The organism is Colwellia sp. PAMC 20917 (genome assembly GCF_001767295.1).
GTDB lineage: Bacteria > Pseudomonadota > Gammaproteobacteria > Enterobacterales > Alteromonadaceae > Colwellia_A.
This window is the reverse complement of sequence record NZ_CP014944.1, coordinates 2,000,373-2,015,990: the sequence shown is the minus strand read 5'-3', so window position 1 is coordinate 2,015,990 and position 15,618 is coordinate 2,000,373. Positions and strand designations below refer to the sequence as shown.

The window sequence follows — 15,618 nt, the reverse complement described above, 5'->3', positions numbered from 1 at the left end:
CTCGCATTTGCGATAGAGTTTTAGGGTATATAAATGGCAGAGCGCAAGCCAAATAAATTTTTCAAAGATAAAAAGTATTCTCAAGATAGCCAAATGAATGCTTTAAAAGTTCCACCTCATTCGCTTGAGGCAGAGCAATCTGTATTGGGCGGTTTATTGCTCGATAACGAGACGTGGGATCGTGTTGGCGAACGTGTTGTCGCTCAGGATTTTTATAGTCGTTCACATCGTATTACTTTTGAAACCATTGCTGCGTTAATTGAACTAGGCAACCCTGTCGATTTAATTACCTTATCTGAAGCTTTAGAAAATGAGCAACGACTTGAAGATGCTGGCGGCTTTGCTTACCTTGCAGAAATGATGAGGAATACACCCAGTGCGGCCAATATCACCGCTTATGCTGACATCGTTCGTGAACGTGCGGTTACTCGTGAAATGATCAGTGTGGCGAATGAAATTGCTGAAGCGGGTTATGATCCTCAAGGCCGTGCCAGTGCAGAGCTTCTTGATTTTGCTGAAACTAAAATATTTGCTATCGCTGAACAGCGGGCTAACAAGTCTGAAGGGCCAGAAAACATTACCTCAGTATTAGAAAAAACAGTCGATCGTATTGAGCAACTTTGTTCATCGCCAAATAATGGTGTTACCGGGGTTTCTAGTGGTTTTTCTGATTTAGATAAGATGACTGCTGGTTTTCAAAAGTCAGATCTTATTATCGTTGCTGCACGTCCGTCAATGGGTAAAACTACCTTTGCGATGAACATCGCAGAAAACGCAGCGATGACTGAAGATAAACCTGCATTGATTTTTAGTTTAGAGATGCCTGCAGAACAACTGATGATGAGAATGCTTGCCTCATTAGGCCGTATTGACCAAACCAAAATTCGTACCGGGCAATTAGGTGACGAAGATTGGGCGCGTTTATCATCAACCATGGGGTTACTTATTGATAAAGGTAAGATGTTTATTGATGACGCCGCTGGTTTAACGCCAACCGATGTTCGCTCTCGTGCGCGCCGCATCGCCCGTGACCACGGCGGTATAAGTATGATCATGATCGATTACTTACAGTTGATGCGCGCACCACAATTTGCTGATAACCGCACCTTAGAGATTGCGGAAATATCACGGTCATTAAAAGCATTAGCGAAAGAATTACAAGTGCCGGTTGTGGCACTGTCTCAGTTAAACCGTAGTTTGGAGCAACGTTCAGATAAACGGCCGATTAACTCAGATCTTCGTGAATCAGGCTCTATTGAGCAAGATGCCGATTTGATCATGTTTATCTATCGCGATGAGGTTTATCACGATGATTCAGAGTTTAAAGGTATGGCAGAAATTATTATTGGTAAACAACGTAACGGTCCCATTGGCCGTGTTCCGTTGACTTTCCAAGGACAGTTTTCTCGTTTTGATAATTATGCCGGCCCGCATGTATTAGATGAAGATTAATGGCACTAACGACCGCAACGGCAATTATTAATTTATCTGCGCTCAAGCACAACTTAGCGCAGATAAAATCACTTGCACCGACAGCAAAGGTACTAGCCGTTTTAAAAGCTAATGCCTATGGCCATGGCCTAGAACGCATTGCACACGCATTGTTTTCTGAGCAAGCTAAGATAAATGAACACGGCCACTCATCGATCACCGCTGATGCTATTGCCGTGGCAAGAATTGATGAAGCGCTAGCATTACGGTCTTCAGGTATTACTCAACCGATTGTCTTGCTCGAAGGTTTTTTTAATGCAAAAGACTTAGCGATACTTGCGGTCAATAATTTACAAACGGTTATTCATAACCATCAACAACTTGATGCTCTTTTATCGGCAACGCTTCCTTCTCCGTTAAAGGTTTGGCTAAAAATCGATACCGGTATGCACCGTTTAGGTATAAATCCAGAGGAGTTTAGCCATTTCTATCAGCAACTAACGGACTCAGTAAACGTGCAAAAAAATATTGTGCTAATGAGTCATTTAGGTTGTGCTGATGATAAAAGCAATCAGGCGACTCGCCAACAAATATCACTCTTTGAAAAAGTAACGCTAGGCTGTAACGAAGAACGAACATTGGCAAACTCTGCCGGTATTTGTGCATGGCCAGCAAGCCATTACCAATGGCTTCGCCCCGGATTATTATTATACGGGATTTCTCCTTTACCCTTTGAAAGTAGCGCTGCAAATTTATTAACTTGCGCGCCAGAGAGTGTTTTGCACAATAAAGATATAACTTTGGATATTCTGCCAGTAATGACGCTGAAGTCAAGTTTGATCGCCGTACGTGAGTTAGCCGCTGGAGAATCAGTCGGTTACGGCAATGCTTGGACAAGTGAGCAAAAGACTATTATTGGTGTTGTTGCAATTGGTTACGGTGATGGTTACCCTCGGCATGCTAGAAATGGCACACCTGTCTTGGTCAATGGACGAAGGGTTCCCTTGGTAGGGAGAGTATCAATGGATATGATCACCGTTGATTTAGGGATAAATGCACAAGAACAGGTTGGCGATGTTGTGACTTTGTGGGGAGAGCAATTATCTGTTGCCGAAATAGCACTATGTGCAACTACCATCCCCTATGAGCTCTTATGTAATATTACTCGCCGTGTACAAATTACCTTGTCAGCGCAGTAAAGGTCTTTTGTAAAGACTAAGCACACTCCGCATCTTCTTGGTAAAGTCGCCAACAATGCATTAACAGCGCACTCAACCGTCACTCTTTACTCTAATGTCATTAATTGTCAGTTGTTATTGGGTCAATAAACTAAATATAGCGTAAAAAATAAAAAACCTCGTTTATTACTAAACGAGGTTTTAGTCTATGACTACAAATTACTTAATTCACTATTTATCGAAACTGAACTCAATAAAAGCTTTACCAAATTCAGAATTTAATGGAATAATAATAATAGGTCCATCAGCTTTGTGGTGAATCGTATGGTTTTGACCAGAAACAACCATAGGCGTTGCCATGTCAAATTCAAAGCCTTTTTCGCTCAGCATACGCTTAGCGCCACCCGTGACCATATTGGTAATTTCGCCGACTAAATCGGTAATTTCTTCATTGATTTCGTCAGGACCTTCGCCAACCATTTTTTTCATGGTGGCCAGTGCTAACTTTCCTTCAAAAGTAATCGATAGTGAGCCTTTTGTCTGAGCGCTCACCATACCAATTAAACCAGAAACATCGCCCATAGCAACTTCATTTTTTTTCAAACGAGGTTTTTCAGGTACTAATTCCATTTGTGCCATAGTAGACATTACATTGAGCATTGAAGATAAAAAAGGGTTAATAAACTCTACATTCATGAATGTTTCCCAAGGGCTTAGTTATACTAGTCATTTTATTTTGCATGTTAATTTAGCAAATGTAAATCGTTCCTACTAGTTATTGTTTTTTATTATCGCCATTTTAACTGATTTCGAAAAAGTTAAGCTGCCAATAATTGTTTCGTCTTTATAATTTACAGTATTTACTTGCTTAGGGTAAGTATCGATGAGTAAATCATTTTTTACCACTAATCCGGATAAAAAGTTTTCAAAATTAGCTTCTTGGTAAATATAAACGTTACCTTTAGCGACTTCTAAACCTATCCAATTGAGCTTTATTGGCTGTTTTTTATTATCTTGAACATCAATAAGTTGGAAATGTGCTTCAACATAGTTTTGAATGAACTTTTCGTATTCAGGATGCTCAGCTGAAAAGCGTATTTGCTGTTGCTCAGCAATAGCATTATCAATATCGTGAGCCGTAAATTGATGAATAACTTCTATGTTATGGGTTCTTGGATTAACTGATAAATCAGTTAATCCAAAGAAGTATCGGTGGGCTGCGCTTGAAAGCGCAACGCCACACAATAAACAAAAAATAAAGCTTTTAAATAATGAGGTTTTTGTCATTATTTATCTTCTTCTTCCTTGTCTTCTTTTTCGTCATCAGCCGACTTTAATTTAACATTATAGTCACGCATCATGTCTTTTTTCTTACGTTTATATAACTCAAAGCTTGATTTAATAGGGCGTGCTGGCCAGTAGTTATTGTTAACATCTACATCAGCTGTTTCCCAGTTTGGATCAATAGCGATAGCGGTAATCTCTTTATCAGTAATAAATAATTTAGAAACATTTTTACTGTTTTTACGCCAGATTTCTGCAGGAATATGTACTTGTTCTGTTGTTTTATCTGCAAAAGTTAATTGCACAATAATAGGCATGACCAAACCACCCTTATTTTCAAAATCAACGATGTAGAAATTTCTTTCATCAACAAGGAGATCTTTTTGCCATTGCTCTAACTTTTTATTTGCGCTGTTATAGGTATTACGTGCTTTATTGGTTGCCGTAAATTTATCATGTTCGTTGTAAAAATCTAATAACTCAGGCTTGTCAGTTGTTCTAAGCCATTGACCTTTATCACGAAGGTCACTAATGAATGTCGGTTTTTCACTTTCTAAGGCACGATTCCAAGCGGCTTCTGTATCAGGGTTTTGGCTATCAGGACGATATAAATGAATATTACCTAAAGCGATATCAACATGATCTGTTGTGTAGAACCAACCACGCCAGAACCAATCTAAATCAACAGCTGATGCATCTTCCATGGTGCGGAAAAAGTCTGAAGGTGTTGGGCGTTTAAACATCCAACGTTGTGCATATTCCTTAAAGGCAAAATCAAATAATTCGCGGCCCATAACGGTTTCACGTAAAATATTTAATGCTGTTGCTGGCTTACCATAGGCATTATTACCAAACTGAAGAATTGATTCAGAGTTGGTCATAATAGGTACCTGGTTAGTACTTTTCATGTAATTAGTAATGTCAGCAGCATGACCACGGCGTGAAGGATAACCTTCTTCCCATGCTTGCTGTGCTAAAAACTGTAGGAAAGTGTTTAAACCTTCATCCATCCAAGTCCATTGACGTTCATCAGAGTTAACGATCATTGGAAAGTAGTTATGACCCACTTCGTGAATAATTACCCCAACTAAGCCGTATTTAGTACCACGAGAATAGGTTTTTTCACCCGTTTCTTTGTCAAGTGTTGGGCGAGGACCATTAAAAGTGATCATCGGATATTCCATGCCACCAACGGGTCCATTGACTGAAATTGATACTGGGTATGGGTAAGCAAAGGTATATTTATTATACTGTTGCATGGTATGGATAATAGCTTCAGTGGAGTACTTTTCCCATAATGGATTACCTTCATTAGGGTAAAAAGACATCGCCATGGTATCGGTACCGCCTTCTTTATAACCTTGAGCGTCCCAAATAAATTTACGGCTTGATGCGAAAGCAAAATCACGAACATTTTTAGCTTTAAAATGCCAGGTTTTCGTTTTTGTTGAGCGAGATTTTTCGTTTTCAAGTGCTTCATCAACGGTAACGATAAGCACAGGTTTCTTTGCGTTTTTAGCTTGTTCTAAGCGTTTACGCTGTGTTTTTGTTAAGACCTTGCTTTCATTTTGTAACTCACCAGTAGCGGCAACAATATGATCAGCAGGAACGGTGATCTTAACGTCATAATCACCAAATTCTAAAGTGAATTCGCCGTTACCTAAAAACTGCTTATTTTGCCAGCCCATAACGTCATAGTATGCTGCTGCGCGAGGAAACCAGCCAGCAAGTTCATATAAATAGTTATCGTCTTCTTTAAAGTATTCATAACCCGAACGGCCACCTAACACTTTTTGTTCATGAAGCTTATAGTTCCACTTAATATTTAATTCAACATCATCGCCGGATTTTAATGCCTTAGGTAAGATAACGCGCATCATTGTGCCGTTAATCACATAGTCAAGAGCACTACCGTTTGATGCTGTAACTGCAGTAATTGTATTACCACCATCAAATTCAGTTGATTCGATAGCGCCACGCAATCCGCTATAGGTTATTTTTTTACTAGGAGCTGTCGCTGTTAAGCGATTATCAGAGTCACGTTTTAAGCGGTTTTGATCTAGCTGTATCCACAAGTAGCGTAAAGTGTCAGGGGAATTATTGGTATAACTCATTGTTTCGCTACCCGTTAAGGTTTGCGTTTTATCATCAAGTTGAATATTAATTTTATAATCAACTTGTTGTTGCCAATACTGGTGACCTGGTGCGCCTGATGCAGTTCTATAAGTGTTGGGTGTTGGTAAAGATTCTTCTAATTGACGAAATTTATCGCTACTAATGGTGTTTTTCGCTATTGCGCTACCACTGGCAACAACAAATAAGCAAATTAAAGCTGACTTGATTGAATATTTCATAGGCTTCCTGAATATTTTATAATATGGGCATGTTTAACCGTGTACTTATAGCATAAATAAGTTCACTGAGTTAAGGGGGAGGGTACTTCTTATGCGACCAATAGCTCTAAATATGAGTTTAATGGGGGTGTTAAAGTTATTATTACTCCTGAATAATAACGCTATTTACTACAGCTTTGACAAGCACCATGCGCTTCAACAATTTGATGGCTAATGGTAAAGCCGGTTGCATCTGCCATCGAGCGTAAAGCTAAGTCTAAATTAGACGATTGAATTTCTTCAACATGTCCGCAACGGTCACAAATAAGTAATTGCACGGGATGATTACACTCACTGAAATGATGGCACATCACAAAAGCATTTATAGACTCAATCTTATGAACAAAGCCCTGTTTACCAAGGAAATCTAAAGCACGATAGATGGTTGCTGGTTTTGCTGCAGGGTCAATTAGCTTTAATTCATCAAGCAGATCATAAGCACCAATAGCACCGCTATGTCCGGTTAATAGTTTAAATACTTGTTCGCGAGCCAAAGTAAATCGTGCACCACGCTTCTTGCAAGACTCTTTTGCTTGTATTAATAATTCTTCTGCATTCATTATGAGTTAGGTACTTGCATGATTGGGTTATTTTTTAGCAGTTTAACACAGAGATTTTGATGATGTAATATGCTTGAAAGGTTAATTACTTAACCCTTTAAATTAAAAGCGGGTTGTTGGTGCTCTCAACGTTTACGAAAGATGGAATGTAATTTTGATAGTTGGATAACAGCTAAGTACCAAGATAAATTCACTTTACTGGTTTAGCAAGTTTATCTTGCCCTCTTCGATACCTACGTCTCATCTTTAATCGATAATAATAAATTTTTTAGGATGGACTGAACATGCCTGAATTTGAATATTTAGATTTAACACTCCAAAATCATGTCTGCATTTTAATTTACCCGATGGCCGACTAAGAGAGTTAGCATACACTTCGGCTATTTTCTCAGGACGTCAGGCAAAAAAATGGGGCATGATTAATGATACCTATTTAACACGTAAGCGTTTAATGAAAGCTACTTTCAGTTTAGCCAACCGCATTACTTTATTGCCTAATTATGCCGTAAAAGCGACAAAACGCAGTTTAAATGTAAATAGCGATACTATTGTGGCTAATGGCTAATGGCTAAAGCGCCGTTGCCGACTTAAACGCAGAATTATGGCTGTCTCCACAAGCAATGTTGACAATGGAAGAGCTCAAACGAAAACTGAAAAAGTGATATAAAATTAAGTGATTTCAGTAAAATTATTTAAACGTTCTCCTCAATAAATATTTTTTGGCTTTATCGCTATAGAGTTAATCTTTATATTTTACTAAAGAGTGTGCGTCGGGCACCTGCACTGCTAAATAGCGCTTGTCATTAAAAATTAATAAACTAAACCATTAAAAGCTATACCTTTTTTGTTATTTAAGTCATAATTCACCGACATATAACAAGGAATGTTAATGATGAATGTCAATGAATTTGATCGAATGAATACCCTCTCTGAAAAAATCCTCAGCTCAACCGCATCTGCCCATGAAATAGCAGAATTTACTGTATTACTTAACCTATGGAAAAGCTCTGAAAAATTCAATTTGGTTATTGATTTACCCCAATAAAGAAGAAACGTTTCAATTGTAAATATATTGATCTTTAGGTATAAATATCTCGCCTATTTAGGATCAATTATGACAAATGGATTTTTTTGAATGAATTATACTGCTTCTTTTTTAGTGAGCTTAATATCACTGGCTCTTTTAGCTTCTTGTGGTGGTGGCAGTGGTGAACGTTCAGAAAAAATAACGACACCGCAGCCTACTGTACCAACACCACCTGTTGTCGACGCGATTTTTACAGAAGATAATGCCGGTGATATTGCACTCTGGAGTAAGGTGTTAACCGAAGCGAGTATTGATGCCGCAAACATTATTGAACAGGAAGTTATTTGGTTTCATCATGCACCTGAAAACATCTTAATGAACTTATAGCACTCCCGTCGATTCCTGCGGCAAGCTATTGGTTTGTTGATAATGATGATAGATTATCTGTAGTCCTTCAATCAATGGATAGTATTTACCGAGTAAAACTCTACTAATTTTACCGAACGCTCAATTATAAAAAGGCATCAGCACAAAATAAATAATTATTATGCTGATGTTTAATTGAAGCGATTGTTTTATTTACGCCCCGCGTTGAGTCAATAAATACTCGTCTTAAGATAAAAAAATAACGATTTTATATTAGTAAAAAACAATGCTATAAAGCCCTTAAACACTAATTGTTGATGAGAAATTACTGTGAATAAATTATTTATAATAGGCATGTTATTTGCCTTGAATGCATGTACATCAGAATCAAAAAATTCACTAGGTATGACATCTAATCCTAAACCTTATGTGTTGTTAATTTCACTGGATGGTTTTAGATGGGATTATGTTGACAAATATCAGCCAACATTCTTGTCTCAATTTGCTAAAGATTCTGCTCATTTAACATCATTACGTCCTACTTTTCCGACAAAAACTTTTCCTAACCATTTGAGTATTGTTACGGGGTCATACCCTGAGAATCATGGCATAGTGTCTAACCGTTTCTATGCTCGCGATTTAAATAAAACCTACAGCATAAGAGACTCTGAAGCGGTGACTAATCCCGACTTTTATTTACGTAAACCCTTGTGGATTATTGCAGAAGAACAAAATATGCGTACCGCTAACTATTTTTGGCCAAGCTCCGAAGCCGCTATTGCCGGTATTTACCCGTCTCATTTTAAAAAATATGATCACAACGCCTCACATCAAGAACGCATAGATGGTGTATTAAATTGGTATCAGCTTCCTTCAAGCGAGCGGCCGCAATTAATAACCACTTATTTTCATGATATAGACAGTGCAGGGCATGGATTTGGTCAAGATTCACCTGAGCTTATTGCCGCTATTAACCGTGTAGATAGCACCATTCGTGAAATGGTTGAAAAAGTACGCGCGTTAGATTTTGAAGTAAATATTATTATTGTCTCTGATCATGGTATGGCCGACTATCCTGCTAAAAATTATGAATATTTACCTAATTGGTTAAATGAGGAATATAAAGTTTTAGCAACCAACCCTATTACACTTATATACGATGAGGGTAAGTCTACCCGCACATTAGCTCAAACTGTTGCACAATTAAATCAACAAGCTAAACATTATAAATGTTATCAATACCAAGATATTCCAGCAAAATTTAACGCCTCAAAATCAAGTCGTATCGGTGATATAGCTTGTTTAACCGATAACGATTGGTCGATAGGTTTTACCGGAAAAACCAGTAAAGGAAATCATGGCTGGAGTCAGTTTGATACTACGGACATGGACGGAATATTCTATGCACAAGGGCCCGCGTTTAAAAAAGCATATCAGTTAGATACAGCTGAAAATATAAATATTATGCCATTAATTGCAGACATTTTAGGCCTAGAAATCACCACCCCAATTGATGGTAAATTAGCGATTATGAAACCGTTACTTAAATAAATATTATGCCAATAACAATTGCAGACATTTTAGGCCTAGAAATTACCACCCCAATTGATGGTAAATTAGCGATTATGAAACCGTTACTTAAATAACTATTATGCCAATAACAATTGCAGACATTTTAGGCCTAGAAATCACCACCCCAATTGATGGTAAATTAGCGATTATGAAACCGTTACTTAAATAAATATTATGCCAATAACAATTGCAGACATTTTAGGCCTAGAAATTACCACCCCAATTGATGGTAAATTAGCGATTATGAAACCGTTACTTAAATAACTCGTTATGGTTAAGTAAACATAACGACTTGTCATTGAGTCAAGAAAGAGAGTTCACTTGAAACTAGTAATATACAGTTTAACGCTGCTATTAATATTGACCAGCCAGCTATCAATGGCTTTTGCCACTACGCCTTTTCAAATACCAAGAAGTAAAGTCGTTGAAATTAAAGATCCCGACAGTCAACGTGTTTACCCATTATTTATAAAGTTACCTAAATCTTATGCTAAAAATGATGATAAAACTTATCCCGTTATTTACTTAACCGATGCTTGGTATACTTTTCAGATTGTTTCTGGGGCAACCCGTTATCCAATGAATGCACAAAAAATGAAAGAAGCTATTATCGTTGGCATTTCATATGCAAAAGGGTCGAAGCGAGATGCTAGCAGAGTGCGAGACTATACCCCAACAATCAATAAATCCTGGCAACAAACAACAGGTGGTGCTCAACAACATATGGCTTTTATCGAAGCTAGTGTTATCAATTATATCGATAAAAATTATCGAACGGATCGACAAGATAGAACCTTTGTAGGTAACTCGCTTGGCGGATTATTTGGTACATACATTTTATTAACTAAACCGACATTATTTAATCATTACATACTCGGTAGTCCTTCTTATTGGTTTGATAATAAGGTTATTTTTACATTAGAAGAAGCGCATCGAAAGCGGCAGTTAACCATTAATGCAAATATTTTTATTGCTATTGGCGAGCGTGAATCAAAAGCATTAGACAGCAGTCATGACATGGTCAAAGATGCTGAAAATTTTTATGAAAAAATACTTAATTGGCAGCAAACTCATGTAAAAGCAAAAATTGTTATTATCCCAGAAGCCAATCATCAAACCGCTTTTCCTACGACGGTAATTCAAGGACTACATTGGATTTACAAAATATAACCTCATGCTAGTTTTGTATTTTTAGCCTAAAAATAAGTCACAAATAGTCTATATAACGGTAAATAATATATATTAAGTAAAATATTCTAATTAACGTTAAAAAAATAATTGCCAATTAATCGATATTGAGTTAAAAATGCGATTATCAGTATATTTATATTTTAGTAGAGTTTATAAAATGGCTAATTTAGCAATATCAGCAGAAAGTTTTAAGGTAAATAGAAATTTTTACGATGATAGAAATTATCCGCGCGGCATAAAGCGATCTGGTGACTTTAACTTGGCTGAGGCTGAAGCATTAGAAAAATATGGCGTTGCATTAATGGCACTTTCTTTAGGAAGTCGCCTGCCAGTTACCGAAGAAGAGCAACATTTTGTTGAAGTTTGTCGTGGTAAGGCTGTTGTCAGCAACACCATCGAGAAGGCTTGGTTAAAATATCAAAACATAATTTTAACACCCAAGCAATTCCACACCTTATTTGGTCGAACTAAAGTTGAAACAGACGACGAACTTGAGTCAGATCCTGACGACCTAGATTAACTTTTTCTTGTTAATCTATTAGGCTATTTATGCAAGATACTTGCTATAACTTAGCCCCGATTTAGGTTCAAATTGACTAGGCGTTAATTCGCCAAATAATTAAGTGATGTTATTTAAAATTCACTCATCTTTATACCATAAAAATAGCTGAAAGCTATCGAGGCTTTCGGTGCTGCCACTTGGCATTATTTCTTTTGTTTAACATCGCTAAAGCCTTTATAATCAGCGAAATTTTCTGTTGTAGTTTCCAACAACAACATTCGCTTTAAACTTAAAGGTTTTTTATAACTTTATGATTTCACATAAACTTTCCGTTGCTCCAATGCTCGATTGGACAGACGATTTAGCCAAAACCCTTATTAAATAAGACCTGCAAGGAACCTTGCTTTATCAGTTCCCCTATTTAGTCCCCCGCAGGGACGTTTACAACGTAAAATATCGCTGAATAATGCGATAAATTCAAGCAGAAACTAAATCTATTATAGAGTTTAATGTATCCTGATTCCGATACGGTGAGTATTGAGCAGTAACGTCGCTAGGAAACTCGATAATCTTATTGATCACTTTGTGCGTATTCCTGACGTTAGCCTAAAGATTTTAGTCATATATTTTCTAATGCATTATTTCTAGAACAGGATATTACTTAAAAGTCTCAGTAATATCCTAAGTATGACAAAAATTAGAAATTTGTGGTTTATAATACTTTGAAATTGTGGGATATTAATGCGAATCAAATAAATTTTATGGAACAGCTTCTTCCTAAGAAGCCTCCATAATAATTGTTATAAATCAATATTACACAGGATGTACAGATGTCGGAATTAGAACAAACAATTAGCCTATCAAATAAAGATAGCGAAGCAAAAACAAATGCTCTCATCGCTTACGGACTTATGGGAGTAGGCCTTTTTACTGGAATATTTTGGATCATTGGTGCTATTTGGGCGATGGTTAAAAAAGATGACGCAGTAGGCACACTATTCGAAGATCATTATTCAAATATAATCAAGATTTTCTGGTGGGGATTAGGGCTATCAGTTATTGGCTTTGTTCTAATCTTTTTTGTTGTGGGATATTTTGTCTTATTAGCTGTTTGGTGCTGGTCTGTTTTTAAGTTAATTAAAGGCTTTGCAAAAATAACTTCAAATAAACCATACAATTCATAACAAGTTACTTAAACGGAAAAAGAACAGTTGGCCATCGCTTCGCGATTATGACCAACTGTTCTTTTCCACTTTAGCAAAGCGTTATGTGTTCAATTCACCACGCGGCAAAAATTCTAACAATATGTAAGTTTAAAAGATAATTTAATGAAACTAATTAATTCAATTTTGACGGTCGCGTTATTGTCAATACCTTCAATCTCTTTAGCAGATGAATACAAAATAACAAACATTGATATAAGTCGCAGTCTTGATTGTTCAGGGCATTTTATAGAAGTGCCAGATGATGTGATTTTAAAGCATATTGGTTTTATAGGTAAGCATTGCAAGATTCAACTTGTTCATTCAAAAAATATCTCTCTTTCTGGAAAAAAAGTTGTTATTGCCCAAATGGAAAGTGATGTCAAAAACACGTACGGTGGAAGTTCATTTACTACAAGTGGCATTAATTCAATTGAGTCATACATAATTAAGTAGCCACGCATATAAAGTCATTCAAGCAGGACTAATAATGGTTAGCTTTCTGCTCCTTCGTCGCTTATTTTAGCCACCATTGTTTGCCCCTTAATAGGGCGATAACTTCGTAATCCCTTAAATATCACTATGAACCACAATGAACAATAACGTCACTTATCTAACTGATATTAAACATTAATATTTAATTGCTTTTGTTTGTTATTGTTCTTGATTGTTCGTTGTAGCATAATGATGTTGCTACAAATAAGCTACAAGGATGATTACTATATGCCAATTAAAAGCAAGATAACCGTAACCAATATCAAAAATCTAGTACCTTCGGATAAACGCTTAAATGATACTGATATTTCTGGCTTTCATGCCCGTATAACCCCATTAGGTTTGATCACTTATTACCTGTTTTATCGCTTAAACGGAAAACAGGTTAATTACCGATTAGGTGTTGATGGTCAAATGACACCTGCTCAAGCAAGAGACTTAGCAAAAAGTAAAATTGCCGACGTTACTCAAGGTGTAGATGTTCAAGCGTTAAGGAAACAAGAACGTACTAGTACCAAATATTCCAAACTCTCTTCACTTCAATACTTCTTAGATGAAAAGTACACACCTTGGCTTAAATCACGCAATCCTAAAACAGCCGAAAAAACAGTGAAAGCGTTTAAATCATCATTTCCTAAGTTGATGGACTTTCAATTATCCGATATTAACGCGTGGGAGATCGAGAAATGGAGAAATAAGCGTTTAGCTGATGGTGTTAAGCCTGCAACAACTAATCGTCAAATAAACACGATTAAGGGCTGTTTAAGTCGAGCGGTTGAATGGGGTGTTATTGATAGTCATGATTTACGTAATGTTAAAACACTAACTGTTGATAACTCAAAAGTACGTTACTTGTCTAAAGATGAGGAAAGTAGGTTACGTGAAAGCCTAAAATCATGTGATACAGCGTTTTTAGAAGTCATCGTTTTACTCGCAATGAATACAGGCATGCGCAAAGGGGAGTTATTATCTCTACAATGGCATGATATTAACTTTGATAATAAAATACTGACAGTAGATTTTCAAAACGCTAAGTCTGGTAATACCCGTCATTTACCGCTCAATACAGAGGCGTTTAATCAGCTTATCCATTGGCAAAAACTATCAGGTAGCGAAGGTTATGTTTTTAAAGGTAGGAACAATGAACCTTTAAAAGACTTTCCGTCTCTTTGGGCTGAAATATTAGATGAAGCCAACATCACTCATTTTCGTTTTCATGATTTACGTCATCACTTTGCCAGTAAGTTAGTCATGGCAAGTGTTGATTTAAATACCGTGCGTGAGTTATTAGGTCATAGTGATTTAAAAATGACATTAAGATATGCGCATTTAGCGCCTGAGCATAAAGCGGCGGCGGTTAACTTGATTGGCTAATGATCACAAAGTGCGCATTACGGAAATAGATAATAATTTACTTCGACTCCCGCTATTGTCTTAAGAGCGGTCATTATAGGAGGAGTTTATTTAGCGAACTCTTTCCATAAAAAAATCTCTGCTTACGTCAACGATTCAGGAAAGGTTATTATTTACAACCTAAGGTAGTTGAATCCATTAGAGGATGCCATACTGATTAAAGCCCTCACAAAATCACTAGAAACAAGGATCATTTATCTCCATTTTTAAAATTTTAATTACCATGTTTTTATTTTTATACTCTTTTAAATCATCATCTTCTGAGTCAGAAATAATTGTTTTTGGGGCAAATGAGAAGTTGGTTGAGCAATATGCCGCCCAATATGTGATTGAGAACATATATAGTTCTTTAGGATTAAAGATGAGTGTAATACCTCTCCCTCCTGCGAGGGCTAAGAACTTAAACTTAAATAAAAGCATTGATGGCGAAATAGCGAGAATAAAACCTTATGGCAATAATAAGCCAAGTTTAATTAGAATTGAGCCTAGTTATTACTATCTAGAGTCGGCGGCTTATTGCTTGAAGGATTCAACTTTAAAGATAACAAGCGCTAAAGACCTTAATGGTTTAAAAGTTGCGACCATTCGTGGTGTTGCTCATTCAAATGAAGCCACAGCAAACTTAAAATATGTTAATAAAGTAAGTTCAGCTATGCAGTTATTTGAATTCTTGAAACGTGGAAGAGCCGAAGTAGTAATAGACACTGAAATAAATGGAAGACGAATTTTACAACTAGATAAATATTTTCCTTTTGTGAAAAATTGTGGAGTGTTTGCAAGGTATGGCCTTTATAACTATATAAATGATAATAAACAAGAAGTAAGCAATCGTGTATCAAGTAAAATTAGGGAACTACAGATATCGGGTGAATTAGAAAAGCTAGTTAAAGACGCTGAAATAAAAGCTTTATTACTAGGTCCAGAGTACTTTTGATTAAATAATTATTAGTATAAATCCTTAAAGTCCGCTGTTGGCAAAAAAGACGTCCTTAAAATTCGAATTT

The 15,618-nt window shown here is 36.6% G+C and carries 16 protein-coding genes; 12 read left to right on the top strand and 4 right to left on the bottom strand.

The features are described 5' to 3' along the window. Positions 1 to 33: 33 nt before the first annotated feature. Both dnaB and alr read left to right on the top strand, forming a co-directional pair. Positions 34 to 1,452: a replicative DNA helicase gene (gene dnaB / locus A3Q34_RS08670; protein ID WP_070374997.1), complete on the top strand. Its 1,419-nt coding sequence runs from the start codon at positions 34 to 36 to the stop codon at positions 1,450 to 1,452. After that, entirely contained in the window at positions 1,452 to 2,630 is a 1,179-nt protein-coding gene (alr, locus tag A3Q34_RS08665) for an alanine racemase (RefSeq protein WP_070374996.1), read from the top strand. The genes dnaB and alr overlap by 1 nt, the downstream gene beginning before the upstream one ends. Positions 2,631 to 2,840: 210 nt before the next feature. Here alr and A3Q34_RS08660 read toward each other — a convergent pair whose 3' ends face one another. From A3Q34_RS08660 to zur, 4 genes are all read right to left on the bottom strand, one after another. Beyond that, positions 2,841 to 3,305, bottom strand: a complete 465-nt coding sequence (locus A3Q34_RS08660) for a chemotaxis protein CheX (RefSeq protein WP_070374995.1) — start codon at positions 3,303 to 3,305, stop codon at positions 2,841 to 2,843. Positions 3,306 to 3,380: 75 nt separating this feature from the next. After that, complete coding sequence (locus A3Q34_RS08655) at positions 3,381 to 3,896, bottom strand: DUF6702 family protein (RefSeq protein ID WP_070374994.1); 516 nt, start codon at positions 3,894 to 3,896, stop codon at positions 3,381 to 3,383. Further along, positions 3,896 to 6,247 (bottom strand): M1 family metallopeptidase, encoded by a 2,352-nt coding sequence (locus A3Q34_RS08650; RefSeq protein WP_070374993.1) that lies wholly within the window; start codon positions 6,245 to 6,247, stop codon positions 3,896 to 3,898. Before A3Q34_RS08650 ends, A3Q34_RS08655 begins: the two co-directional genes overlap by 1 nt. Positions 6,248 to 6,408: 161 nt before the next feature. Continuing rightward, the gene (zur, locus tag A3Q34_RS08645; protein WP_070374992.1) at positions 6,409 to 6,846 is read right to left on the bottom strand and encodes a zinc uptake transcriptional repressor Zur; all 438 of its coding nucleotides are present in this window, start codon (positions 6,844 to 6,846) and stop codon (positions 6,409 to 6,411) included. A gap of 415 nt (positions 6,847 to 7,261) precedes the next feature. Between zur and A3Q34_RS20485 the strand changes: the two genes are divergently transcribed. From A3Q34_RS20485 to A3Q34_RS08605, 10 genes are all read left to right on the top strand, one after another. Further along, positions 7,262 to 7,411, top strand: a complete 150-nt coding sequence (locus A3Q34_RS20485) for a hypothetical protein (RefSeq protein ID WP_157470923.1) — start codon at positions 7,262 to 7,264, stop codon at positions 7,409 to 7,411. 324 nt (positions 7,412 to 7,735) lie between these two features. After that, on the top strand, positions 7,736 to 7,891 hold the full coding sequence (locus A3Q34_RS20480) for a hypothetical protein (RefSeq protein WP_157470921.1): 156 nt from the start codon (positions 7,736 to 7,738) through the stop codon (positions 7,889 to 7,891). Between the two features lie 90 nt (positions 7,892 to 7,981). After that, positions 7,982 to 8,260, top strand: coding sequence for a hypothetical protein (locus A3Q34_RS08640; RefSeq protein ID WP_070374991.1), 279 nt, complete (start codon positions 7,982 to 7,984; stop codon positions 8,258 to 8,260). A 309-nt stretch (positions 8,261 to 8,569) separates the two neighbouring features. Then, positions 8,570 to 9,790, top strand: coding sequence for an alkaline phosphatase family protein (locus A3Q34_RS08635; RefSeq protein WP_070374990.1), 1,221 nt, complete (start codon positions 8,570 to 8,572; stop codon positions 9,788 to 9,790). 342 nt (positions 9,791 to 10,132) lie between these two features. Then, positions 10,133 to 10,981: an alpha/beta hydrolase gene (locus A3Q34_RS08630; protein ID WP_231907455.1), complete on the top strand. Its 849-nt coding sequence runs from the start codon at positions 10,133 to 10,135 to the stop codon at positions 10,979 to 10,981. Positions 10,982 to 11,159: 178 nt separating this feature from the next. Continuing rightward, positions 11,160 to 11,522, top strand: coding sequence for a DUF413 domain-containing protein (gene maoP / locus A3Q34_RS08625; protein ID WP_070374989.1), 363 nt, complete (start codon positions 11,160 to 11,162; stop codon positions 11,520 to 11,522). An 812-nt stretch (positions 11,523 to 12,334) separates the two neighbouring features. Then, positions 12,335 to 12,688: a DUF4870 family protein gene (locus A3Q34_RS08620; RefSeq protein ID WP_070374988.1), complete on the top strand. Its 354-nt coding sequence runs from the start codon at positions 12,335 to 12,337 to the stop codon at positions 12,686 to 12,688. A 144-nt stretch (positions 12,689 to 12,832) separates the two neighbouring features. Next, the gene (locus A3Q34_RS08615; RefSeq protein WP_070374987.1) at positions 12,833 to 13,162 is read left to right on the top strand and encodes a hypothetical protein; all 330 of its coding nucleotides are present in this window, start codon (positions 12,833 to 12,835) and stop codon (positions 13,160 to 13,162) included. A 267-nt stretch (positions 13,163 to 13,429) separates the two neighbouring features. Then, positions 13,430 to 14,575: a site-specific integrase gene (locus A3Q34_RS08610; protein ID WP_070374986.1), complete on the top strand. Its 1,146-nt coding sequence runs from the start codon at positions 13,430 to 13,432 to the stop codon at positions 14,573 to 14,575. Positions 14,576 to 14,837: 262 nt separating this feature from the next. Then, on the top strand, positions 14,838 to 15,548 hold the full coding sequence (locus A3Q34_RS08605; protein WP_083277950.1) for a substrate-binding periplasmic protein: 711 nt from the start codon (positions 14,838 to 14,840) through the stop codon (positions 15,546 to 15,548). Positions 15,549 to 15,618: the final 70 nt, after the last annotated feature.

Coding starts and splice junctions, on each gene's coding strand:
- dnaB (WP_070374997.1), top strand. CDS start 34: ATGGCAGAGCGCAAGCCAAATAAATTTTTCAAAGATAAAAAGTATTCT.
- alr (WP_070374996.1), top strand. CDS start 1,452: ATGGCACTAACGACCGCAACGGCAATTATTAATTTATCTGCGCTCAAG.
- A3Q34_RS08660 (WP_070374995.1), bottom strand. CDS start 3,305: ATGAATGTAGAGTTTATTAACCCTTTTTTATCTTCAATGCTCAATGTA.
- A3Q34_RS08655 (WP_070374994.1), bottom strand. CDS start 3,896: ATGACAAAAACCTCATTATTTAAAAGCTTTATTTTTTGTTTATTGTGT.
- A3Q34_RS08650 (WP_070374993.1), bottom strand. CDS start 6,247: ATGAAATATTCAATCAAGTCAGCTTTAATTTGCTTATTTGTTGTTGCC.
- zur (WP_070374992.1), bottom strand. CDS start 6,846: ATGAATGCAGAAGAATTATTAATACAAGCAAAAGAGTCTTGCAAGAAG.
- A3Q34_RS20485 (WP_157470923.1), top strand. CDS start 7,262: ATGATTAATGATACCTATTTAACACGTAAGCGTTTAATGAAAGCTACT.
- A3Q34_RS20480 (WP_157470921.1), top strand. CDS start 7,736: ATGATGAATGTCAATGAATTTGATCGAATGAATACCCTCTCTGAAAAA.
- A3Q34_RS08640 (WP_070374991.1), top strand. CDS start 7,982: ATGAATTATACTGCTTCTTTTTTAGTGAGCTTAATATCACTGGCTCTT.
- maoP (WP_070374989.1), top strand. CDS start 11,160: ATGGCTAATTTAGCAATATCAGCAGAAAGTTTTAAGGTAAATAGAAAT.
- A3Q34_RS08620 (WP_070374988.1), top strand. CDS start 12,335: ATGTCGGAATTAGAACAAACAATTAGCCTATCAAATAAAGATAGCGAA.
- A3Q34_RS08615 (WP_070374987.1), top strand. CDS start 12,833: ATGAAACTAATTAATTCAATTTTGACGGTCGCGTTATTGTCAATACCT.
- A3Q34_RS08610 (WP_070374986.1), top strand. CDS start 13,430: ATGCCAATTAAAAGCAAGATAACCGTAACCAATATCAAAAATCTAGTA.
- A3Q34_RS08605 (WP_083277950.1), top strand. CDS start 14,838: ATGTTTTTATTTTTATACTCTTTTAAATCATCATCTTCTGAGTCAGAA.